Consider the following 23,112-nt stretch of genomic DNA (forward strand, 5'->3'; position numbering starts at 1 on the left):
CAGACCTCCCGCAGCCAGTCTGATGACTTCGCTTGCGGACGCACCGCGCGTCACGCTGTTGCTGGCTTTATGCGTCGGCGCAATCGCCCTAGGGCCTCACAGAACACTCAGAATAGCGGGACGTGCGGGGATTACCGCGTTGCTGGCGGGCACAGCCCGCAAGGTGATCGCTCAGGCCGTATAAGCTATTGCACACAGTGGACGGCGCACGATTTTCATGCGCCCCACGGCTCACGCCGCGCACTCTTCAATCGCGGGCCCGACCTAAAGCGTCGTGGTCGTGTCGCCTACCGATCTGCTGCCCACCTCGTCGAGCTTGAGCTGCAGTTCGGTTTTGCGCTTGGCCATTTTTTCGCCGAGCGCCCGAAGGTTGCACTTTGACTTGCGCAGTTCCGGAAAGAGTTCCCGCTCCTCTTCCTCGATATGATGGTCTACCATCTCGCTCATCACTTTAAAGGTCGCATCGAAGCCCCTGTAGCCGGCCCTCAACGTTTCAAATTTCGCAATCAGGGTCTTGACGAGGAAATGTTCGATATACGCCTCTTCAACGTCGACCCTGTCGCTGTCGGGCAATGCTTCCTGCGCGGCTGGATACAGCAGTTCCTCCTCCAGCATCGTGTCGATGGATAGCTCTTCGCAAGCGCGCTGCGCAAGTGCAGCTTTCGCTTCAAGGTCGTCGGCCTTTTCGAAAGCCGTGAAGAGTTTCTCGACCGCGCGATGCTCCGCCTCGAGAAAGGCCAGTGCATCGGGTGCCGTGGATGCTGCTTCGCCTTTGTCCTGTTTTGTTGCTTCCATGCTTATCCCCTCGGTCATGCGGTTGACTGCAACGGTAGAACACGTTGTTGAGCAACCCATATGCCCACTGCGGTCGCGTTGTCGTGCTCGATCGTCGTCGCCAGCAAGACGGTCGCCGTCCGCTTTCCCGGACATCGGGACGCGCGGAAGTTTGCCCGATGGACCGACCGATAGTTAGCGATTTCCGGGCATAACAGGACTACACTTGAAAAAAGACATCCTCGAACGCCCGGGTGACGACGCGACCGTGGTTGCAAACGCCTCGAAATATTTCTGAATCGACGCATGCCTGCGTAGAAAGGGCGTCGCGTCGTCCTCTGTGAGAGTTCTACATAAAGGGAGTCCATCATGACCAAAGCCCACGACGCCAGGAAGACGGAGAAGAAAACCGCCACCAGAACACCGAAGGAAAAGAAAGACGCGAAGAAGTTGAAGAAGGAGGCTTCGAAGCGTCAGTGATATCGCAATGCCAGGAGCGCCTCTGGATTCAAGGCCGGTCCAGCGGCGCGCTTCACTCCGGCGTACATTCGCACACACGCTTTTCGAGTCCTACCGTCTAATACCTCGATGTGGTGATGACTGTAGCGAATCAGCATTGCAGGTGCACTGCCACCTCGGTTACACGGGACCGGCGACTGTATAAGCGTTTCGGAAAGCCGAACTCAAAATGGGCAACCGCCTTCGCCGGCGGTCATCCGGCTCGCTATCACGCGGACAGCACGATTTGGGTGCTTGATGGCTGGAGCCGCAGTATTGGATGAGATGCCGACGGAGTGGCACGCCGGTTGCGCCTTTCCTTGTCGGGAGCGAGCCACCCAGGTTGTCTGTCGCCGTCAATTTCACGTGATGTCGTCACCAAACCACCGCTCTGCCTACTCTATGGAGCCAGAACGATGCAGGTCGAGTAGCGCAACGTGCGTGCAGGCGCACATCTTGTGACTCGCGTTTCGTTTGGCTTCGGACAAGTGGTCCTTCGCACTTTGGGCAGCATCGCTGATGATCGAGCCAACAATTTTCCAGGTGACCCATTTCTTCGGTTGCGGGATGCGTCCGGCACCGGACAGACGCCGGTCACGAATCAGCGCACACCTCAATTGTTTGATCAAAGCTCGCCCGCAATGACAGGAAAACGCTGGCGGGCGCGACACACGAGTCGATTGGCTCGCGCATCAACAGTCTTCACAGCAGGCTTCAGATCATCCAGGCGCAGGAAGCGCTCTGGCAAAAGGTCGCGCAGGTCATGCGCGACAATGAGAATACGATGCACGCGCCTGGAGAAACTCGCATGAGTCAAATGAACAACATGAGCGCCATGGATGATCTCAAGTCCTACGGTCAGGCCGCCGACGCGCATGCCGAGGGCATCAGAAAACTGACGCCTGTGTTCCAAACCCTCAGTTTGTTCATACCGATCAGCTTCGCTAGCAGGAACGGCACGTAATCCAGACCGCACGCTGCTGTCTTGACCAGCCATCGCCGAACAGGAGAACACGTGGAATTTCCCCCGCGCGCCTGACGGCGCTGGCGGAGCGTTTTTCAACCGAAGGAATCGTTGACGGACACACGCGACGTTTTCCGCCATTTGTTAAAACATGCAAAAGTGTGCCCAAGACGCGCGAGAGCTATAATCCGAAGTAGCGACCCGGTTTGTCATCCGGAATCGCTGCGATGACCACATATCGCGCAGTTTTCAGGCAGGATTCTGAGGAAGCGGCACATGGCGAACGAGTGTCAGGCGAATGACAACCATCTGCTCTCCGTTTTGCCGGACATCGAGTGGACACGTCTTTCACCCCATCTGGTTCTCGTCGATATGCCTTTGGGGCACGTCGTGTATGAATCCGGCGACCGGCTCGATCACGTCTATTTTCCCACCACGTCGATCGTCTCACTGCTCTACGTGATGGAAGACGGCTCCTCCGCCGAGATTGCGATTGTGGGCAACGAAGGAATCATTGGTATCGCCCTCTTCATGGGCGGAGAGACCATGCCCAACCGCGCCATCGTGCAAAGCGCCGGCGAGGCGTACCGGCTCGATGCACGGATCCTGAAAGAGGAGTTTCACCGCGCGGGACCCGTGCAGCGACTATTGCTGCGCTATACGCAGGCGTTGATCACGCAGATGGCACAGACCGCCGTTTGCAACCGTCACCACTCGATCGACCAGCAGCTGTGCCGCTGGCTGCTGCTCAGCATCGACCGCCTGCCATCGAACGAACTGAAGATGACTCAGGAACTGATCGCAAACATGCTGGGCGTGCGCCGATCCGGGGTCACCGAAGCGGCGTTGAAACTTCAGGATGCGGGGCTGATTCGCTATAGCCACGGCCATATCGAAGTGCTGGATCGCCCTGGACTCGAAAAGCGTGTGTGCGAATGCTACAACGTGGTCAGACGGGAATTCGACCGCCTGCTGCCAGACCTCAAAGCCCTGTAAACGGCGCGTCCCGAAGAGTCCCCCTAAAGCGCGATGATCGCCTTGAGTACTTGCATATCTACTGCGTGCGCAAGGATCTTCCAGGCGTTAAGGGTATCGCCAGGTTCCCATCTGGCGATCAGTTCATGCGAATCGGGCGCGACCCTGTAGAAGCGTCCACACGTCGAGTCGACGCACCCGGCAATGGTATGTCGTTTGTCCTTCTGCTCACTCCTCGGGTCGGACGCGCTGGTCATCGTGCAGCCTGATGGCGACAGACTGACCGCGAGGATCGATCCCGCACATCGCGCCACGACGTCACGAAGCCCCTGGCTCAGCAGCCTGCCAGCGGGTTAAGTACAGCCTCATACGCGCACATTCCTGGTCGGAAGGGAACATGGAACCGTTAGAACATGCCCTGCTTGAATATCACGAACGCAGCAAGCATCGTGTCGACCGCTACGCTCCAGGCCCTCGGGAACTCGACTGGGCAACGCAGCCTGACCCGTTCCGCGTATTTTCCGGGGCACCGCGCGTGGATCTGCCGTTAGCCGCGGACACGTTGACTACTCGCTACAACACGTTGCGCTGCGGTACCCTGCCGCCCCCGCATGCATTCGATCTACCTAGCCTGGCAATCCTGTTCGAACTCTCGCTCGGCCTGTCGGCGTGGAAATCCTGGGGCACCCAGCGATGGGCATTGCGCTGCAATCCATCAAGCGGAAATCTGCATCCGACCGAGGGCTATCTTCTGTGTCCTTCGTTGCCCGGCTTGTCCGGAGGCGTCTACCACTACCTGAGCCGGGATCATGCGCTTGAACATCGCGCGGCGGTGGATGATCCACGATGGGCTCAGGCGTTTGCCGGGAGCGGTGTCCTGGTCGGCGTAAGCTCGATTCATTGGCGCGAGATATGGAAATACGGTCTTCGTGCCTGGCGCTACTGCCAGCACGATTGCGGCCATGTCATCGCCGCGGTGAGTTACGCGGCGGCAGCGCTCGGCTGGCAAACGCGGCTAGTGGAGGCGGCTGCCGATGACGCTACGGCCGGTTTGCTCGGCCTGGACCGCGGCGAAGATTTCGTCGATGCCGAAGCGGAAGCGCCGGATGCTTTGCTCTGGATCGGCAATCCTGAACGACGGCCGGATCTTGAACTCATGCTGACCGCTTTGGATAAGGCTGCGTGGTACGGACACGCGAACCAGCTGAGCTCGGGACACGTGAAGTGGCCCGAGATCGATTCGATCCAACGCGCCACACGTAAGTACCGTACTCGTGAAACGTACTTGCCGAATCCGCAACACCATTCGTCGCCCACGACGCCCGCCCTTGATCTCAGCTTTGCCCACATCGCACGGCAGCGCCGCAGCGCTGTGAATTTCGACGGGAAAACGTCAATCACCGAGGCGGCGTTTTTTAGCATGCTGGCGTGTTTGTTACCAGGTCGCGAGACACCACCGTGGAACGCACAGACATCCGCCGTGGCCGTGCACGCAGCGCTACTGGTACACCGCATCGATGGCCTGACGCCGGGTCTGTATATGCTCGTGAGGAATCCGCAAGCGCTGCTGGATCTCAGACAGTCTCTGCGGCCAGAATGGCTGTGGGAGAAGACCGGGCCGGAGTATCTGCCGCTCTATCTTCTGCTGCCCTACGATTTACGCGCCATTGCAAAGACGATCTGCTGCCACCAGGATATCGCCGCCGACTCCTGCTTTGCGCTGGGAATGATCACAAGACTCGAGATCGCCCTCGCACAACCATGGCGTTATCGCCAGCTGTTCTGGGAATGCGGCGTTCTCGGTCAAGTCCTCTATCTCGAGGCCGAAGCCGCTGGCGTGCGTGCAACAGGGATAGGCTGTTTTTTCGATGATGAAATGCACACGCTGCTCGGAGTAAAGAATCACGCCTGGCAAAGCCTGTATCACTTTACCGTTGGTGGTGCGGTAGACGATGAACGCCTCTGCACATTGCCGCCGTATGAGGTTCAATCTTAAGGTCGTTATGCCGCGCGTCGCCAATCGCGCGACTGCCTTCGCGAGAACCAACCAGCAACAGAATGCTTCATGACATAAGCCGATCTTCGCCCTCAACGAACCTCATTTGATGCCGATGCATCCGGCACGACGTTCGTTGCCGTCGTCTCTGGTACGGAACCGTACCGACATCAATTCCGCTTGCGAGCACCGTATTCATGCTCCGCGCAACTGGGCCAGCTTCGCCTCTGGATGTCAAGTTGACGTCGAGCGCGTACCAGCCATACAGATGACGAGCAGGCGAACAGAGAGGTCCACCATGAAAAGCTATATCGCGACGCTGCCGGCGACGCTGCTTATCCTTGCCCTGACGAGCGGCACGCTCCAGGCTCAGGGATCGCCACAACCGATCAACGCGAAACGCGTTGACGTGGTGCAGCTGGCGACCGGATACCGGGCATCGAAGATCGATGGAGCCCCGGTGTTCAACCACAGCCACGACAAGATCGGGACGATCGACGATCTGATCATCGGCCCCAACAATCCGGTACCCTATGCGATCCTGTCGGTAGGCGGCTTTCTCGGCATGGGAACTCATCTGGTCGCGGTGCCATGGAACAGCCTGCAGATCGTCGACCGGCAAATGCGCTTGCCGGACGCGACCAAGGAATCGCTCAAGGCATTACCCGAATTCAGATATGCGCCCGATTAGGCTGCCCCTCCGTGCAAGCCAACTGGTAACAGCATCGGGTCTGGGCGCTTACGGCTTGCCGAGCGTCACCGTCACACTATGTAGCTTGCCGTCGTCGAGCAGTTTCACGGCTGACTTGCCGTCGGCGAGGCGCAGGCCGTCCACGACGACGCAGCTCACGCCATGGCTCACGCCCTGAGGATTGTTCACCACGATGTCGTACCGTGCACTGCCATAGCGGAACGCAACCGTGAAGCCAGGCCACGCTCGCGGTACACAGGGATCAACCGATAATGCGTCACCCTGCTTGCGGATGCCAAGCACACCTTCCATGCCAGCTCGATACATCCATCCCGCCGAGCCCGTGTACCATGTCCAGCCGCCTCGGCCCACATGAGGCGCAACAGAGTAAACGTCGGCTGCAACGACGTAAGGTTCCACCTTGTATCGGTTCACGCCGCTTCGGGTCCGACTGCGATTGACCGGATTCAGCATGGCGAAGAGTTCCGCCGCGCGATCGCCGTCGCCCATGCCGGCGAAGGCTAGCACCGACCACATCGCTGCGTGTGTGTACTGGCCGCCATTCTCCCGAACGCCGGGCGGATAGCCCTTGATATACCCGGGATCGGGCACCGTGTGATCGAATGGCGGCGTGAACAGCAATGCAAGCCCGTCTTCACGACGAATCAATCGCTCATCCACGGCGGCCATCGCGGCTTGAGCCCGTCCTGCGTTGGCGGCACCCGACAACACACTCCAAGATTGCGCGATAGCATCGATCGAGCATTCTTCATTACTGATCGAGCCTAGCGGCGTACCGTCGTCAAAGTAGCCGCGCCGGTACCATGCGCCATCCCATCCGGCGCTTTCGAGCGCGCCGCTCAACGCCTGTGCACGAGCGAGCCAGCGATCAGCCCGCGGATTGTCGTTGCGCGCCCGCGCGAGCGGCACGAAAGCCGTCAGCGTGGCGTGCAGGAACCAGCCGAGCCAGACACTTTCACCTCGCCCCGCCTCACCCACCCGGTTCATGCCGTCGTTCCAGTCACCCGTCCCGATCAGCGGCAGACCATGCGCGCCGAACAGTTCGAGGCTCTGTTCCAGCGCCAGAACGCAATGTTCGAACAACGTCACGCGGGTGTCCGATACGCCCGGTACAAAGTAAGCGTCGTGCTCGCCGTCGGCCAGCGGTCGCCCCTCGAGAAACGGCAAGGTCACGTCGAGAATGGCCCGGTCGCCACTCACGTCGATATACTGCGCAGCTGCGTGAGCAAGCCACACGCGATCGTCCGAGATCCGGGTACGCACACCATCGCCGACCTGAGGCAGCCACCAGTGCTGCACGTCGCCTTCCGGGAACTGTCGCGCCGCCGCCCGCAGCAGATGCTCACGGGTCAGGGCCGGGCGCGCGACGGCAAGCGCCATGCCGTCCTGCAACTGATCGCGAAAACCGTAAGCCCCGCTCGCCTGATAGAAGCCCGCGCGCGCCCAGATGCGGCAGGCGACCGTCTGATACAACAGCCATCGGTTGAGCATCAGGTCCATCGCGCGGTCTGGCGTGCCGACCTGGACAGCCCCAAGCGTGTCATCCCAGAACGCTGTAACGGAGGCGAGCAACGCGTCGAGGTCGGCTTCGCGGTAGCGGAGGATCAGTTCCCGCGCGGTATCGGCCCCCGTGGCTTCGCCGAGCATAAACAGCACCGTCGCGACGCCGCCGGGTTCAAGGTCGATGGCGGTTTGCAACACCGCACACGGGTCGAGTCCCGCGCCGACCTTTCCCGACAGTGTCGGGGCGCCCGCCCCCGCGAGCCCCGCGGGATCGCTCAAGCTCCCGTTGCGGCCGATGAATTCACGCCTGTCCGCGCTCCAGGCTGTTTGCTGGCCGCCCAGATCTGCGAAGGCCACGCGGCCGCGATAAGCCTGGGACCAGCCGTTACGCGCAAACATCGCGCCGGTGGCAGCATCGATCTCACTGATCGTGTGCGGCGCGACGATGCTGCGCGATGCGCCCAGTGACCATTCCAGGTACGCCGTCACAGAAAGGCGGCGCGTGCGGGCGGACAGGTTGCGCAACGTCAACCGGGAGATCTTGAGCGGGTCGTCGAGCGGCACGAATTGCAGCAGGTCGAGCGCAATATCGTTGGACGTGTGCGTGAAGCGGCTGTAACCCTGGCCGTGATGAGCAACGTAGGGCGCGGCGTCGGCACCGCTGTCGCGCACCGGGTTCGCCTGCGGTCCCCACAACGCGCCCGTATCGTCATCACGGACATAGAACGCCTCAGCGGGCGGGTCGCTGACAGGATCGTTCGACCATGGCGTCAGTTGATGCTCCCGGCTATTCGACGTCCACGTGTAGCCGCTTCCTTCGGCCGAAACGAGAAAGCCACAGACTGGATTGGCGATCACATTGACCCACGGCATCGGTGTGCATTGGTCGGGTCCCAGCACGGTCACATATTCCCGGCCGTCGTCCGCAAAGCCACCGATACCGTTAAAACATTCAAGGTCGCCACCGATCGGCGCGCCCTTTGCGGGCGACGCCGCCTCCGCCGGCGCAGGCAGTCGCCTCGCGCGTGGCGAAACGTTCACGGGCGGCACCGCCAGCCGCCGCAACTGGTCCAGCAGGCGTCCATTGCGCGCAGCCAGCACGGCGCGCGCGACGATCGGAAAAAGTGCGCGCGCATCGGCGGACATCAGGTCGGTGCGCAGCACGAAGATCTCGCCGCGCGAAGTGCCATCGGCCTGCGGCCGTCGCCCCGAACGAACCAGGGTTTCGAGCGCGCTTTGCAGATCCTGCACGTACGACTCCGCGCGCTCGTTGACGATGACGAGATCGACTGCGAGCCGCTTCATGCGCCAGTACTCGTGGGCGTGCACGAGTTGTCGCACGAGCCCCATGTGCTCGATGTCGTCGATGCGCACCAGCAGGATCGGCAGGTCGCCGGACACGCCGTGTGCCCAGAGTGGCGCAGCACCCACGCCCCCGGCCGCGGACAGTTCCGCCGCGCCGCGCACGAGAGCTGCCGAGGCGGGCCGCATGGACGGATCGCTGTACAGCATGCATCCGGCCATCCGCTGGTACAGTGCGGCCTCGTCGGAGCTCACGGCGTTATGGCGCAACTGCACTTGCGCCTGCGTCCAGGCAAGCATCGTTGCACGTGCGAACGAGGCGCCATCGCGATGTTTGTCCACGAGGTCGAGCAAGCGCACCCGCGAATCCGCGACGAGGGTCCAGAACGCGACGCTTGCGGCCGTCCCAGGCGCGATGCGCAAACGGCGGCGCATCGCGAAGGCCGCATCGAGCACCACGCCTGCGGAGTTGGCAAGCGGCCGGACTTCGGTCATGCACCGCGGTGAGCGCACGTGCCGTCCGCGCCCGATAAAGCGGGTGCGGTCAGTTTCATATTCGACCGCGCCCAGCGCTTCGCCTTCGACGACCGAGATATGGGCCGCCCACAGTTCGGGCTCGGTTTCGGCGCGGCGTCTTCGGGTCGCGAGAATAGCGCCTAGCTCGGGCCGGTACTCGGTCTCGACGAACAGTTTGCTGAATGCCGGATGCGCCTGATCGGCCGCCTGTGTCGCAAGCACGATCTCCGCGTACGAAGTGAACTCGATCGTACGAGCGCGGGACCCCGAGTTGGTAACCGACACCCGGCGCACTTCGGCGTCGTCTTCGGCGGAGACCACGACATCGAGCGACGTGGTGAGTGTGCCATCGCGCCGGACGAACTCCGCGCGATCTTCAGTGAACGTCACCGAATAGCTATCCGGCACGACGCCGGCAGGCTGCCATGCAGCCGACCAGAACTCACCGCTTTCGATGTCGCGCAGATAGAGATAGCTACCCCAGTCGTCGCGCGTCGCATCCTCGCGCCAGCGGGTGATCGCCAGGTCGTTCCAGCGGCTGTACCCGGAGCCGGCTGCCGTCAGCATGACGGTGTAACGCCCGTTGCTCAGCAGATGCGTGGCAGGCGAGGGATCGCTTGCTGATACCAGGTGCCGGGCAACGGCGGGCTCGACACCGCGTATCGGCCCGCTGCCGCGATCTTCGCCCACGCGCAGATGCGCCACCGCCACCCTGCCCGGCATGCGTTCCTGCAACAGTAGCTCGGTCGCCCGGATGGCCGGCTCCGCATGGAAGAACGAGCGGATGCGCCCACCCAGCAACGCGTTGGCAAGCGAAACGATCGACATCCCTTGGTGATGCGCCATGAAGGCACGCACGATCGCCACCTGCCGCCCCTCCGGCACGCGTGCGGGCGTGTAGTCGAGCGCCTCGTAAAAGCCGAAACGCCCGTATGCGCCGGCCGCGTCCAGACGTTCGAGATTACGCGTGGCCGCCGCGGGCGCCACCATTGCCGCGAGCGCGGTCGCATAAGGGGCGATCACTGCATTCTGACCGAGACCGCGCTTGAGACCGAGGTCTGGAATGCCGAAGCTCGAGTACTGATAGGTGAATTCGACATCCCGTGCGTTGTAGGCCGATTCGGAAATGCCCCACGGCAGGCCGAGCGTTGCGCCGTAGCTGATCTGCCGGCGCACGGCGAGGCCGTTGGTCCGTGCGATCAGGCTGCTGGCCGGCGCACACATCACCAGTGACGGCATCAGATACTCGAACATCGAACCCGACCACGAAACGAGCGCCGCACCGCCCGCCACCGGCGTCGCCACACGCCCCAGGCGGAACCAGTGGCGCGCGGGAATATCGCCTTTTGCAATCGCGACAAAACTCGCCAGCCGGGCTTCGGACGCGAGCAGATCATAGCTGCTCGCATCGAGTCGACCATCAGCGACGGCATAACCGATCGACAGCAGATTGCGCGTCGGGTCGAGCAGGAAGCCGAACTCCATCGCATTTGCCATCTGCAGCGCGATATCGGTCAGCGCGCTCAGGCGCTCGCCCAGCGCGCCCCATTCTTGCGGCGAGCAAGCGGCGTCCCGAGAGTGACTGTGGATCGCGCGTTCCAGCGCGTCGACCCAGAACAGTAGATCGGCACTCTGGCTGTCCTCTGCCGCCGGGATCTCGTCAACGAACGCGCGCGCAATGTCGGCCACAGTGGCGGCAAGCGCCTCGAGTGTCGGCCGCGCCGGCGCTGCGTCGGCTGCATGGCCAAACGGCGCGGTGGCTTGCTCGGGGTCGAGCGCCACCTGCAGCGCGGCAACCGCCCGATCGAAGTCCGCGTGCAGGGCGGCCGGGTTGCCATTGCCGGTGTTTCCAATGCGAGGGCTTGCGCGCACGGCTTCGAGCAATAACGCCAGGCTGTCGCCGATGCCGGTGAAGGCGACGCGCAGATCCGCGCCCGCGGGCTGGCGCGCCCATGCGCGGCACGCATTACCGAGCGCGATCAGATGACCCGCGAGATTGCCGCTATCGACAGACGAGACATACTTCGGGGCGAGCGGACGCAGATCCTGGGTGTCGTACCAGTTGTAGAAATGCCCGCGGTAACGCGGCATGCGCTGCATCGTGGCGAGCGTCGCCGCGAGTCGCTCAGCGGTCTCGATCGTGCCGACCCAGCCGAACTCGCGGGCGCTAACCGTTGCGAGCAGATAGAGCCCCAGGTTGGTCGGTGACGTGCGACGGGCGATGACGGGTCGTGGATCTTCCTGGAAGTTGTCCGGCGGCAGCATCTGGTCCGCAGCGGTCACGAAGGTTTCGAAATAGCGCCACGTGCGGCGCGCGTAACGCCGCAGTCGTTGCGCATCGTCGGCGCTGATGGCGAGATCGCCGGCGGGCTGTGGCGCGAGGCTCGACCACCAGGCGACGGCGGGCGCGCCAAACCACCCCAGCACGAACGGGACGGCGACCCAGCCGCCATAGTTGCCCGTCCGGCTTGCCACCAGCGCGATCGCCACACCCGCGCACGACGCGAGCACCATTCCACTCTGCATGCGCAAATACGTGCTGCCGGGCGTGAGCCGCCCGCGTGCCGCCGCTTCGGCTGCCGTGGTCCACTCGAGCAGATGCCGGCGACTCACCAGCAACCGGAACAGGGTTCGCGCGATCGCGTCAGCCATCGACCAGGTCTGCTGCGCGAGAAAAATCACCGCCAGGCCAAAGCGCGCCAGCTCCAGCCGCAAGCCCGCCAGCCAGACGCCAAACAGACTGCGCGCGGTCATTTTCACGTGCGCACGGCGCCAGGGCGGCACCAGCGCGCTCAGTGTCGGTAACAGCACCGGAAACGCGAGGGTTGTCAGCACGAAGCAGGTCCATAACAGCGACGCCGGCAACGGCAACGTCCAGCCGGCCAGCAGCGCGACAAATGCCGCGGGGGCGGTGAGCGTGCGACGCAGGTTGTCCAGCATCTTCCAGCGGCCGGTGGCCTGTGGCATGTGTTCCGGGTGCGCTGGCGCGGCTTTCAGCCACGGCAGCAGTTGCCAGTCCCCTCGCGCCCAGCGATGCAGGCGGGCCGCCGAGACGTCATAACGCGCGGGAAATTCTTCGACTACTTCGATATCGGACGCCAGTCCCGCCCGCGCGAAAATGCCTTCGAAGAGATCGTGACTGAGCATCGTGTTATCGGGGACGCGACCGGCCAGAGCGGCCTCGAAGGCATCGACATCGTAGATCCCTTTACCCGCGTACGAGCCCTCATCGAACAGGTCCTGATAGACGTCCGAGACGGCCGCCACATACGGATCGATTCCGCTGGGACTCGACGACACGCGCTGGAACAGCGAGCCTTCCGCGCCGACCGGCAACGAAGGCGTCACGCGCGGCTGCAACACCCCATAGCCGTCGACGATGCGCTGACTCGCGCGATCGAATACCGGGCGATTGAGTGGATGGGCCATCTTGCCGATCAGCCTGCGCACCGTGTCGCGCGGCAAACGCGTGTCGGCATCGAGGGTGATCACGTAGCGTACGCGAGGGGGGAAGACAGGCGGTCGTCCGTCGATGGCGACAAACGAGGTATTCAACGCGCCGCGCAGCAGCCGGTTCAGTTCGTGCAGTTTGCCGCGCTTGCGTTCCCATCCCATCCACACACCTTCCTCGTCGTTCCAGGTGCGCCGCCGATGCAGCAGAAGGAAGCGTTCGCTGTCCGCCGTGCCTGGATACCGCTGATTCAATGCGGCGATACCCGCCGCCGCAGCGGAGAACAGATCGCTATCCGAATCGGTTTGCGCCGTGTGAGAGTCCGTCCAGTCTGACAGCAGCACGTAGTACAGTTCGCCCTCGGGGCTCGCCAGGTGGTAAATCTCGAGCCGTTCGATCTGCTCCGCCAACGCCTCTGGCGTAGTGAGCAACGTGGGCACGGCGACAATGGTGCGCAAGGCAACAGGGATTCCGTCACGCAGCGCCAGACCGGGAAGCACGATGGCGTTGACGTCGCGCATGACGCCGCGATTGACGAGCGCCACCGTGAGGTCCACCGCGGGCAGGAACCCGACGAGACCCAGCCAGACCCACATGCGTGGAACAGGTGTGAGACCGGCCAGCAGCACGAGCACGCCCGCCAGGAGCAGCACGGCCAGCAACAGGATGCGACCGACATAGCCGCCAAGACCAGCGCGACGGGTGAAACGGTGAAGCCAGACTGCCATCGGTGGCCGATACCCGATCCCAACCTCCAGTGCGCGCCGGCCGCCCGAGAGCAGGTGATAGCCTGGATCAGCCTCCCGGTCGGGCATCGTGCTGCCGGATGGTTCACTGCCTGGCTCGCGTGCGTTCGCGGCCGCAGCCTGTGCCGCCGCAACGGCCCGCCGCGCGATTTCGGGCTCGCTGACCGACGAACCGCGCGCGAGCGCCTCGATCGCGCCGCGATACAGGTTACGGGTCGCAAAATCCATCTCGACGAAACCGGAATGCGTGCGCAGCACTTCGTCAACCGGGCTGATTCGTTCGAACAACTCGGTCCAGTCCACATCCGAGATCAACCGCATGCTCGTAATGACATTGCGCACCGTCACGCTGGCGGCGCCCTGTTGCTGATGGACGTTGGCCACAATCTGATCCGCCGTGGTGTGCTGGGCGGCGAGGCGCTCGTGCAGCCACATCACCGCCGGCGTGACCTCGGGGTCCTGGTCATGCAGCCGCTGGATCAACTGCACGGCAAACGTGTCGAGTAGCGCCGAACGTCCGTAGCGCGCGATGAGCGCACTGACCGGCTCCGGGCTTTGTCCGCCTACGCCGAGAATGCGGTCAGCCATAGCATCTGCATCGAGACGGGCGGTCCGCCCGTGATCGATCTGGTCCGCGAGCCGCCGCAGATTCTCGATCAGCACGATACGCAGCGTGATCGCCACAGCCCAGAGTTCCCCGATCGTCAACGGCTGAACCGTTTGGTAGGCATGGACGAACCGACACAGGAGATCCGGATCGAAGCGGCTGTCGGTGTGCGCGACGAATGCCCACGCGAGGCCGAACACCCGCGGGTACCCGGAAAACGGCCCCTCGCCGAGCTTGGGCAACTGCCGGTAGTAACCCGGCGGGAGGTCGTCGCGTATCTTGCGGACCTGTTCGTCGACCAGATAGTAGTTGTCCAGCAACCATTCGGCCGCTGGCGTGATTGCCTCGTCATTCGCTGCCGCGGTTACCGTCGCTTCATACGCCCGCACCAGGTAGCGTGCGTTGTCCTTGAGTCGTGCGACGAGTGAACCGGCGGATGCGGAGCCCAGCGCAATTTTCTGCGCGGCGGCGAGGCTGCGGGCATGTTGCGCCAACCGTTCTTCGCCGAAGAGTTCTTCGCGGACTGGCTCGTTACTGTCCCATGGAGAAGGCAAGGTACGGCCCCGCAGGATGCGCGAGAAAGCGAACATCAAGGTGCCTTTTTCAATCGGGACAGGAGGTGCAGTCGGGGCCACTTCATCAACGGCAGGCATGGCCGCACAGCGGGTTCTATCGCTTCGTGTTCGTGGCGGCATTCGCGGGTCGATATCTCCACTTGACCGCCGCAGGATCAATTCCGGCCGCGTCATCGCGCGTGCGCTTTTTCTCACGTTCCTCGTCGGCGTGACCGTATTCCGCCCGCCTATTCCGGGTGGGGTTATTTGCATCGGGCAGGAATGGCATATGGCCTCCTTTTATTAACTGACCTGCTCGCGCTCTCCGGTCGACGGACTGGGACGCTGCCCATGCTCGACTGGATGCCCCGAGCGGTACAAAGAAACGCCGAATATCAGCGCCATCCCGGTCAGGATTCCCCACATCGCGTATGTCATGGTGTTCCCTTGAAAAAGGGGGAGACGGCTCATCGCAGGCATTGCGTCGACACCTCCCGCGGAGTGCGGAACGAGTGAGAAGCAGTAACACATACTGCAGCTAATGAAGCCTAGCGTCTGTACGCTGTCGTACCGCATCTACTTTCGCCAGGGCGTAGGGTCAGAGTCACCATCGAAAATCAGGAGAACATCATGCTCAGGCGAACCTTCATATGGACCACGCCGGGGTCGATCCTGGCTCTGGGCCTCGCGGTCTCTGGTTGCACGACAACCAACTCGACCGACGCCCGCGGTCAGCAGATGGACAAGCGCCATACGATCGATGCAGGCGTCGACTCGACCCTGGCCCGGCTTTATGTCTCGGCAAATGGCTCGCGTGAACTGGTCGGCAAGGCTCGCGGCGTGCTGATATTTCCGTCGGTCATCGATGCGGGCTTCGTAGTCGGTGGCCAGTATGGGGAAGGCTCGTTGCGCGTTGGCGGAAATACCGTCGGGTACTACAGCACGGCAACGGGTTCGGTCGGATGGCAGATCGGCGCGCAGTCCCGCGCGATCGTGTTCCTCTTCATGACCGAGCAGTCGCTCAACCGGTTCCGTAGCGCCGATGGCTGGTCGGCTGGCGCAGACGCGTCGGTGGCCGTACTGAAACTCGGGGCGAACGGCGCAGTCGATACGAGCACGGCTACAGGCCAGGTGGATGCCTTTGTTCTGGCGAACGGAGGGTTGATGGCGGGCGCATCGCTTCAAGGCACGAAAGTCACCCGACTCACATCATTCTAGAGAGCCCCACAAAGGATCTCCCATATGGCGAGTTTCTGGCTTTCGGATTGCGGAGAAATCATGTAGCGAAGCATAAAAAGCCTGTATTGGGGTGGGCTCAACCTATGGGAAATGGGCCTACCCCGCGTTCGATCCGACAGGGAAGACGCCAGATGAAGAACCGGAGTTGCCGGCGCAGCGCATACTGCACGTGAGCAGCTCATGTACCGACGTTCATCTGCGCGGCAACGCATTGAACTTCGCATGACGTCCTTTTCTTTTCCGCACCGTCTGACACGTCATCCGCTCGAAGTGCTGCGTTGGCCGCCACCAGCATCGTCGCGCCCTGCTCAAACAGCGCTGTATCGAGTGCATCAAACGTCTTCAGTAGCATCTTTCGCTCCGCCCTCGTCCCACTGCTGCTGTCCTCCACGGCGACTGCTTCCTTTTTCAGGCATTTAACGAGCTTCGCTGCACATCGACCGTCCAGCGACCCATCAGCAACCAGGGTCTGGATGTGACTGGCCAATGCGACGAGCGCGACCTGAGTGGAGCGAGTCCTGTCGGGTTCCGCGGCGGCGTGCCTTTTGCTCATGATGATTCTCCAATGTCAATCCATGACGTCCGTTCTGGGCGCCGGGCATGTCTCATTCGTAAATTCGCAAACTGCCCGGAGTCGGCCAGTACGATTACCCACAAAGACGCCGTGAATCGAGATGCAGTTGGCCACTCACGTCGAACAGCAGCCATCGGATCATGGCTCGCTCTTCAGTTGAATTCGGTTCGCTCAACCGCGGCAGCCACTTGATATCAAATGGGCAAAACTCCTACCTGTGTTTCGCCTGCAACGTCTTCCTGTGCGATTTCCGCTGATCGGGTGCGGAGAAAATTTTCGTCGCGCCACCGATCGAGGGAGGATCACTAGCGGGAAATGTACCCTCGACGGCTTCGTCGATGTTGTGTTCACTCTTTTCACTATTCGGATGTTTCTCGGGACGATGGGTGCGCATGATGACCTCCGGTAACGGGTACGCGGGTCGATATGTTCGGGACACCAGAATCTTCCCGGAAAGAAAAAAAGTCAGCGCCCGGTTGTACGCCAATGCGAGCCTTCCAATGGCGATCATGGAATGGCTCGTGCCCGCAGGGCGTACCGTCACGTTCTCACGTGCGACTGAACCGGTCTGTACGGTAGCGGTCAAGGCCCCTCAACCGCTGCATCAATCGGTAATGACGCGCCGCTGACCGAGCGAGCCGCTCAAGTGGCGCGGACAGGTGGATACGGGAGCGTGCCGTCCGCACTTCAAGTTGCGAGCAACTTATCCCTACGTGCCCTCATCCGTGGCCGCTTGTGCCTCTAGCGCGCTGCCGACCAACGCCTCAGCCTCGTCGACGATACGCGTCAGGTGGTCCTCGCCGCGGAAGCTTTCCGCATAGATCTTGTAGATATCTTCGGTGCCTGACGGCCGAGCGGCAAACCATCCGCTCTTCGTCACCACCTTGATGCCGCCAATGGCCGCACCGTTGCCAGGTGCCCGGTCAAGCACCTGCTCGATCTTTTCGCCGGCCAGTTCAGTGTGGGGAAACTGCGCGGGCGCCAGCCGCGCAAGCAGCGTGCGTTGCGACGCCGTCGCCGCCGCCTGCACGCGACGCTCAACCGGCTCGCCCAGCCGCTGGGTCAGATCCCGGTAAGTTTCAGCGGGATCCCGGCCCGTGCTGATCGTGATTTCGGCAGCAAGCAAAGCGGGAACGATACCGTCCTTGTCGGTACTCCACGCCGTACCGTCTAGCGCCAGACAGCTGGCACCCGCGCTCTCTTCACCGGCGAAACCCAGCGAACCGTCGAGCAGGCCATCGACGAACCATTTGAAGCCGACCGGCACCTCGTAAAGCGGGCGGCCGAGTTCTTCCGTCACCCGATCGATCAACTGACTGCTGACGACGGTCTTGCCCACTCCCGCCTGAGCGCGCCACAGCGGGCGATGTGTGTACAGATAGTGAACGAGGACCGCGAGATAATGATTCGGTGGCAGCAGTCCCCCTTGCCGGGTGACGATACCGTGGCGATCGTGATCGGTGTCGCAGGCAAAGGCCACGTCAAAGCGATCTTTCTGATCGATCAGCGTCTGCATCGCATACGGCGACGACGGATCCATGCGAATCCGTCCGTCCCAATCGACGCTCATGAAGCGGAAGGTTGGATCGACCTCGTCGTTGATCACGGTGAGATCCAGGTTATAACGCTCGGCAATCGGCCCCCAGTAGTGCACACCCGCACCACCAAGCGGATCGACGCCGAGACGGATCGGCGCGCCGCGCACCACATCCATATCGATGACGTTGACGAGATCTCCGACATAAGCGTTGAGGAAGTCATGCCGATGCGTCGTCGTGGCGCGCAGTGCTTTCGGCAAACACACGCGCAGCACGCCATCGAGCCTGCTTTCGAGCAGGCCGTTCGCCGCTCTTTCGATCCAGCCCGTTACCGTCTCGTCGGCCGGGCCGCCGTTCGGCGGGTTGTATTTGAAACCACCGCTTTCTGGCGGATTGTGCGACGGCGTCATGACGATGCCGTCTGCAAGACCCGCCGTCCGGCCGCGATTGTAAGCAAGGATGGCATGCGACACTGCCGGCGTGGGCGTGTATCCGCCGTTTTGCGCGATCATGACGTCGACACCGTTGGCAGCCAGCACCTCGAGCGTGCTCGCGTAAGCGGGTTCAGACAGTGCATGCGTGTCGATGCCGATAAACAGCGGACCGTCGATACCCTGCTGCTTCCGGTAGTGGCAGATGGCCTGCGTAATGGCGAGCACATGCCACTCATTGAAGCTGCGCACAAACGCCGAGCCGCGATGGCCGGATGTGCCGAACGCGACCCGTTGGCCCGGGATCGCAGGGTCCGGCTTTTCGGTGTAGTACGCCGTGACAAGCCGTGGGACGTTGACCAGCATCGCATGGGGCGCCGACTTACCGGCGAGAGGACTAAGGTTCATCGCGGTCTCCATGGGTAATCGCATCGATGGCCTCGCGATAATCCGTGATGGCGAGCGCCGCCTTTTTCGCATCCTCCACATGCCAGAAGACAATCGCCCGGCCGCGTCGAAAGTGCCTTGAAACTGAAGACTCATAGCATCAGAGATACCTTGCACATCATTGAGATCGGTGTCGGTACCGTACGGTACCGCGCTACGGCTGACGGCATCGACTTCAGGTCGACCCGGTCGAGCGCAGATGAGGGGGGTGCCATCAACGGGAGGACCTACAGAGTGAATATGGCGAGGATGTCACCCGCAGAAGCTGCCCAGGAAGCCGGATGCTGACGCAGAAGCGACCAACTTCAGATACGCAGCGGGCAACCGTTCGCACGCGAAACCTGCACGCCACCGTACAGACTTACCTCATCGTCCATGGGATCGTGCTATTCCAATCTGCCCGTAGCAGTGATCTTCGCATCACGCTCGCGTAGCAGGCATTAGCGAATCGCCTGGTATTGGTACATCGCGCCCGAAAGGCGTGATATGGGGATCAACATGTTAGTACGTTCAACGTCTTTCCGACGCTTGGATGGCACGCGTGACGCGCGCCATGCAGACTTGATAGACGAAATCATCGAACGCCGTCCGCGGCAGTCTACAGTCTTCCTCCTGAATTCGTCCCATCCGGCTCGCGACCATGTCGGCACGCAGAAATTGAAGAGCCAGGTTCTGGCCATGGGGGCGCACGAGCTTCGTGGACCGCTCACGCCGCTGCAACTCGCCACGCAGTTGATCCGCCGGGCGTCAGCGGATCGACCAGAAGTGCTCCTGTCGCTCGACACGATCGACCGGCAGATCGCACAGTTATCGCGGCTCGCCGAGGATTTAATGGACGCTACACGGATCGACGGCGATGTCCTTCGCCTGCGCCGGGACCGCGTCGACGTAGTCGGGTTTCTGGCCGCCCCGTTCGCCGCGGCGGCAATGGCGACGGCCAAACGTGGCCAGACATTCACGGTGCAGCTTGCCGACAGGACGCTGCGCGTTATGGGCGACCCGGTTCGTCTTGCACAGGCCGTCAACAACCTCCTGCAGAACGCGGTGAAATACACACCCGAGAACGGTTGCATCACGGTGAATGTACTTTCTGAAGGAAAGGACCTCGTCGTATCGGTCAAGGACAATGGGCTGGGCATATCGGGAGCGCTTCTGCCACATATATTTGACCTCTTCGCTCAATCCAGCAGAACGATTGGGGCGAGTGCTGGCGGTTTGGGAGTAGGTCTTGCCGTCGTGAAAGCCGTCGCCGAGTCGCATGGCGGAACCGTATTGGCTAGCAGCGCAGGGCCCGGTGCCGGTAGCGAATTCACACTGCGACTGCCCATCGTGATCGAACGACCCGTGCCGGGTGAGCAGGCATGATGACGGCACTCCCGCGGTCGGCCTCACTGTCTGCGGGGGTGCCCATTCTGCTGACAAAACTCGTTCAACCTCGACAATCACGTGCCTCGCGAGCAACGGGTCGGAGCGCAGACTATGCGAGGAGTTACATCGTCTTATTTGGGAGTATTCCGGCAAATCGCACTCATATGGCGCTGTCGTCCGGAAACAGGTGAGCGGAACGGGGGAGTTGCAACGTGACGACGCGAAACCGACAAAGTTACGTTGCCACCCCATCAAGTTCGGGATCGCTGTTGCAACCGTCGATGAATCGCCGCGCCTGCCGCTCTGCATACGCGAACGCGGCCTCAGCCGAGAGGAAGTTAAGGTGCTCCGGCAAGCTTGCGATGGCCGATGCGGGCGGAGCAGCGGGAAGGATCAACCAGGAGACGGCGTACCGAAGCTGCTGGCCGTCAAGCGACGGAGATTTTGTCTGGGTGACCCGGACATCGATGGTGTATCCACGATATGGCACGCAGGATTGGTTTTGCATGGTAGGCCCTGGTCAGTTCGCCGGCATTGCGCGAAAACTATTCAAAGCGCATTCCATGTGCCTGCTACCTACCCGGTCACGACGAGGGCAAAATGAAATTGCGACAGGCACCTATTACAACGAGATCGACGCATACGCGGCGAAGCGGCTGCGCCACCCGACGCCGCGACTGGGCACCATTCACACCCTCCACTGCTCAACGGGCGAACTTTGCCGTCGCGCTCGCCATTGCGCTTTCATCAAGTGGTCGACAAATCCCACCGCATTCGCGCACTGCCCGGTCCGCTTAAGTTCGATGATGCGCCAAAGTGGCAGGTCATCGGACATGTCCATCGAACCCTGCGCTTGCCAAGCGCCAATGGTCACTCGCAACGACGACATCGATTACAACTCTGCCCCCTCGAAATTGACATGAATTGTGCGCTTGGCACTCCAGCCTGTGCCGCCATCCGTATCTGAGACGCGTAGCCGGGCTCGTTTCCGAAGTGCGAATCCGTATCGGGACGGATTGATGTTCGTCACGCTAGCGAAGACCGTTGAACTGAATGCCCTAGCGGGTCGCCATAACTGGTCGGGCACGGATCTGTTCGGCGCACTGCGCGATAAGTCGCTGACATGCCCGATTTTTACGTATACGGGTGCGTATATACCATTTGGAATAGTATATTTTAGTCTTTATATTCATACACTTATGACCAATATTCGAGTCCTCTCCTGGTCCGCGCGCTATGTTTCAGAAGCCTTGCTGCAGTCAGCAGTCGCTTCCTGCAGGCAAATTGCAGGCAAAAGTTCACGTTTCCATTCAAGAAGCAGCCGCCAATCTCCACCCAGTAAGGCTCTGCGCGCCCCTAAGTTGCTCCTGAACAACAACTATGCAGCGAACGCATGTTATGCAGCCGAGGCCATCATCGCAGTGCCCTCTCTCTTTTCGCCGCAGTACCTTCCCCAGTCCTCCATCATCAGGCGCCGACGCTCGAGTTGGTCGCGACGTCGGTAGGCCGCCACTGTCTGCGATGCGATGACATGAGCCAGGGCTTCCTCCGCGAGCGAATCGGGATAGTCCGTACATTCGGCAACCCAGTCGCGGAACGTCGACCGGAAACCGTGTACGGTGATTCCGTGTCGCGACATACGTTTTAAAAGCGTCAGCATCGCCATGTTCGACAACGGACGCCCTTCCTTGCAGCCCGGGAATAGATAGCCGTATTTCGCCTTGGGCAATGCGCTGCGCACGATCTCGACAGCGCGGTCACAAAGCGGTACGCGAAGCGGCCGGCCGCTCTTGGTACGGTCGCCAGGAATTGACCACATGCGGGCGGCGAGGTCAAACTCCTCCGGCCGCGCAAAACGCACCTCGTTCGTGCGGGTCGCCGTGAGGATCAGCAGATGCAACACCCGTGCAGCACGCCGCGGACGTTGTTCAAGCTCGTGGATAAACGCAGGCAAGTCCTCCCAGGGCAGTGCCGGGTGATGGTTCACCTGCGAACGCTTCTTCGACCGCGGCAACACGAGTTGCAGATGATCGACGTATCGTGCCGGGTTGCTGCCGACGCGATGACCCAACACCGTCTCAGCGTCGAGAATCGCCTTGATGCGGCCGCGCACGCGGCGCGCAGTCTCCGCCTTCTTGGTCCAGATGGGCTGAAGAATCCGCACGATCATCGCGGTGTCAATGTCGCGCACCCGGACGTCACCGATTACTGGATACGCATAGGTCTTAAGCGTGTTACCCCACTGCTGGACGTGCTTGCGATTTCGCCACTGAGGTTCATGCGCACGGATAAACGCTTCAGTTGCTTCCCGAAACGTCACGTTGGCGTCCGGCGATATATCGAGCAACTGTCGGCGCTGCTGTTCGCGCCGCGCAAGGATGGGATCGATCAGGTCCCTCACCATATCGCGATACCCGGCGGCGAGTTTTCGCGCCTCGCCCAGAGAAACACGCGAGAGCGGACCAAGCCCCATCTCCCGCATACGGCCGTTCAGTTTGAACCGGAACACCCATGAGCGCGCACCGCTGTCCGCGATCTGCATATAGAGGCCACCGCCATCCGCGTAATGACCCGGCGTCACCTCTTTCACGACCCGCAGAGCGCTGAGTCGATGCAACTGTCGTCCAGCCATGTTGCCCTCCCTACCCACAAACCCACATCGCTACCCATACTTCGTGAGGAAATTGTGCGGGACGTCAACGGTAGTCGCAAGCACGTCGTTACCCATAAACCGCTTTAAAATCAGCGATCTACAGGACATCAACGGAAGAAGCCGGAATGACCCGGAAGGCCCACTGGGCGGAAGGCAGCCGGAGTCGAACCGACCTGAGAGCGTCTGACGCCCTCAACTGGGTTTGAAGCCCAGCCGCACCACCGGATACGAATGCCTTCCCACGGTGATTGAATGACGCGTGGC

The 23,112-nt window shown here is 61.7% G+C and carries 14 protein-coding genes and 1 tRNA gene; 5 read left to right on the forward strand and 10 right to left on the reverse strand.

Translation table 11 applies throughout. The features are described 5' to 3' along the window. Positions 1–264 precede the first annotated feature (264 nt). Complete coding sequence (locus tag LJ655_RS15950; RefSeq protein WP_230562208.1) at positions 265–795, reverse strand: hemerythrin domain-containing protein; 531 nt, start codon at positions 793–795, stop codon at positions 265–267. Positions 796–1,897: 1,102 nt separating this feature from the next. After that, a complete protein-coding gene (locus tag LJ655_RS15955) occupies positions 1,898–2,335 on the reverse strand; it encodes a hypothetical protein (protein WP_230562209.1) in 438 nt (145 codons plus the stop codon). A gap of 177 nt (positions 2,336–2,512) precedes the next feature. Here LJ655_RS15955 and LJ655_RS15960 point away from each other — a divergent pair, with 177 nt between their 5' ends. The 3 genes from LJ655_RS15960 to LJ655_RS15970 all read left to right on the forward strand — a co-directional run bounded on the left by LJ655_RS15960 (position 2,513) and on the right by LJ655_RS15970 (position 5,898). Beyond that, complete coding sequence (locus LJ655_RS15960) at positions 2,513–3,232, forward strand: Crp/Fnr family transcriptional regulator (RefSeq protein WP_230562210.1); 720 nt, start codon at positions 2,513–2,515, stop codon at positions 3,230–3,232. A gap of 376 nt (positions 3,233–3,608) precedes the next feature. Next, complete coding sequence (locus tag LJ655_RS15965) at positions 3,609–5,207, forward strand: SagB/ThcOx family dehydrogenase (protein WP_230562211.1); 1,599 nt, start codon at positions 3,609–3,611, stop codon at positions 5,205–5,207. A gap of 298 nt (positions 5,208–5,505) precedes the next feature. Continuing rightward, on the forward strand, positions 5,506–5,898 hold the full coding sequence (locus LJ655_RS15970) for a PRC-barrel domain-containing protein (RefSeq protein WP_230562212.1): 393 nt from the start codon (positions 5,506–5,508) through the stop codon (positions 5,896–5,898). A gap of 48 nt (positions 5,899–5,946) precedes the next feature. Here LJ655_RS15970 and LJ655_RS15975 read toward each other — a convergent pair whose 3' ends face one another. Together LJ655_RS15975 and LJ655_RS30110 are read right to left on the reverse strand one after the other, a co-directional pair. After that, the gene (locus LJ655_RS15975; protein ID WP_230562213.1) at positions 5,947–14,634 is read right to left on the reverse strand and encodes a glycoside hydrolase family 94 protein; all 8,688 of its coding nucleotides are present in this window, start codon (positions 14,632–14,634) and stop codon (positions 5,947–5,949) included. Positions 14,635–14,901: 267 nt separating this feature from the next. After that, entirely contained in the window at positions 14,902–15,036 is a 135-nt protein-coding gene (locus LJ655_RS30110) for a hypothetical protein (protein ID WP_268991507.1), read from the reverse strand. A 192-nt stretch (positions 15,037–15,228) separates the two neighbouring features. Between LJ655_RS30110 and LJ655_RS15980 the strand changes: the two genes are divergently transcribed. Then, the gene (locus LJ655_RS15980; protein WP_230562214.1) at positions 15,229–15,816 is read left to right on the forward strand and encodes a BPSL1445 family SYLF domain-containing lipoprotein; all 588 of its coding nucleotides are present in this window, start codon (positions 15,229–15,231) and stop codon (positions 15,814–15,816) included. A 199-nt stretch (positions 15,817–16,015) separates the two neighbouring features. Here LJ655_RS15980 and LJ655_RS15985 read toward each other — a convergent pair whose 3' ends face one another. The 3 genes from LJ655_RS15985 to pgm all read right to left on the reverse strand — a co-directional run bounded on the left by LJ655_RS15985 (position 16,016) and on the right by pgm (position 18,800). Continuing rightward, positions 16,016–16,390, reverse strand: coding sequence for a hypothetical protein (locus tag LJ655_RS15985; RefSeq protein WP_230562215.1), 375 nt, complete (start codon positions 16,388–16,390; stop codon positions 16,016–16,018). 232 nt (positions 16,391–16,622) lie between these two features. Further along, on the reverse strand, positions 16,623–16,805 hold the full coding sequence (locus LJ655_RS15990) for a hypothetical protein (RefSeq protein WP_230562247.1): 183 nt from the start codon (positions 16,803–16,805) through the stop codon (positions 16,623–16,625). A gap of 315 nt (positions 16,806–17,120) precedes the next feature. Further along, the gene (gene pgm, locus LJ655_RS15995) at positions 17,121–18,800 is read right to left on the reverse strand and encodes a phosphoglucomutase (alpha-D-glucose-1,6-bisphosphate-dependent) (protein WP_230562216.1); all 1,680 of its coding nucleotides are present in this window, start codon (positions 18,798–18,800) and stop codon (positions 17,121–17,123) included. Positions 18,801–19,313: 513 nt separating this feature from the next. On the opposite strand from pgm, the gene LJ655_RS16000 reads away from it, so the two are divergent. After that, positions 19,314–20,192, forward strand: coding sequence for a sensor histidine kinase (locus tag LJ655_RS16000; RefSeq protein ID WP_230562217.1), 879 nt, complete (start codon positions 19,314–19,316; stop codon positions 20,190–20,192). 238 nt (positions 20,193–20,430) lie between these two features. On the opposite strand, the gene LJ655_RS16005 is transcribed toward LJ655_RS16000, so the two are convergent. From LJ655_RS16005 to LJ655_RS16015, 3 genes are all read right to left on the reverse strand, one after another. Then, entirely contained in the window at positions 20,431–20,703 is a 273-nt protein-coding gene (locus tag LJ655_RS16005) for a hypothetical protein (protein WP_230562218.1), read from the reverse strand. 888 nt (positions 20,704–21,591) lie between these two features. Further along, positions 21,592–22,827, reverse strand: a complete 1,236-nt coding sequence (locus LJ655_RS16010; RefSeq protein WP_230562219.1) for a tyrosine-type recombinase/integrase — start codon at positions 22,825–22,827, stop codon at positions 21,592–21,594. A gap of 168 nt (positions 22,828–22,995) precedes the next feature. Then, positions 22,996–23,088 (reverse strand) — tRNA-Sec (locus LJ655_RS16015). Positions 23,089–23,112 lie beyond the last annotated feature (24 nt).

This window comes from Paraburkholderia translucens (assembly GCF_020881035.1).
In the GTDB taxonomy this organism is placed as follows: Bacteria; Pseudomonadota; Gammaproteobacteria; order Burkholderiales; family Burkholderiaceae; genus Paraburkholderia; species Paraburkholderia translucens.

Excerpts from the sequence above, each read along its gene's own strand:
- LJ655_RS15950 (WP_230562208.1), bottom strand. The coding sequence starts at position 795 with ATGGAAGCAACAAAACAGGACAAAGGCGAAGCAGCATCCACGGCACCC.
- LJ655_RS15960 (WP_230562210.1), top strand. The coding sequence starts at position 2,513 with ATGGCGAACGAGTGTCAGGCGAATGACAACCATCTGCTCTCCGTTTTG.
- LJ655_RS15965 (WP_230562211.1), top strand. The coding sequence starts at position 3,609 with ATGGAACCGTTAGAACATGCCCTGCTTGAATATCACGAACGCAGCAAG.
- LJ655_RS15970 (WP_230562212.1), top strand. The coding sequence starts at position 5,506 with ATGAAAAGCTATATCGCGACGCTGCCGGCGACGCTGCTTATCCTTGCC.
- LJ655_RS15975 (WP_230562213.1), bottom strand. The coding sequence starts at position 14,634 with ATGTTCGCTTTCTCGCGCATCCTGCGGGGCCGTACCTTGCCTTCTCCA.
- LJ655_RS30110 (WP_268991507.1), bottom strand. The coding sequence starts at position 15,036 with ATGACATACGCGATGTGGGGAATCCTGACCGGGATGGCGCTGATATTC.
- LJ655_RS15980 (WP_230562214.1), top strand. The coding sequence starts at position 15,229 with ATGCTCAGGCGAACCTTCATATGGACCACGCCGGGGTCGATCCTGGCT.
- LJ655_RS15985 (WP_230562215.1), bottom strand. The coding sequence starts at position 16,390 with ATGAGCAAAAGGCACGCCGCCGCGGAACCCGACAGGACTCGCTCCACT.
- LJ655_RS15990 (WP_230562247.1), bottom strand. The coding sequence starts at position 16,805 with ATGCGCACCCATCGTCCCGAGAAACATCCGAATAGTGAAAAGAGTGAA.
- pgm (WP_230562216.1), bottom strand. The coding sequence starts at position 18,800 with ATGGAGACCGCGATGAACCTTAGTCCTCTCGCCGGTAAGTCGGCGCCC.
- LJ655_RS16000 (WP_230562217.1), top strand. The coding sequence starts at position 19,314 with ATGGGGATCAACATGTTAGTACGTTCAACGTCTTTCCGACGCTTGGAT.
- LJ655_RS16005 (WP_230562218.1), bottom strand. The coding sequence starts at position 20,703 with ATGCAAAACCAATCCTGCGTGCCATATCGTGGATACACCATCGATGTC.
- LJ655_RS16010 (WP_230562219.1), bottom strand. The coding sequence starts at position 22,827 with ATGGCTGGACGACAGTTGCATCGACTCAGCGCTCTGCGGGTCGTGAAA.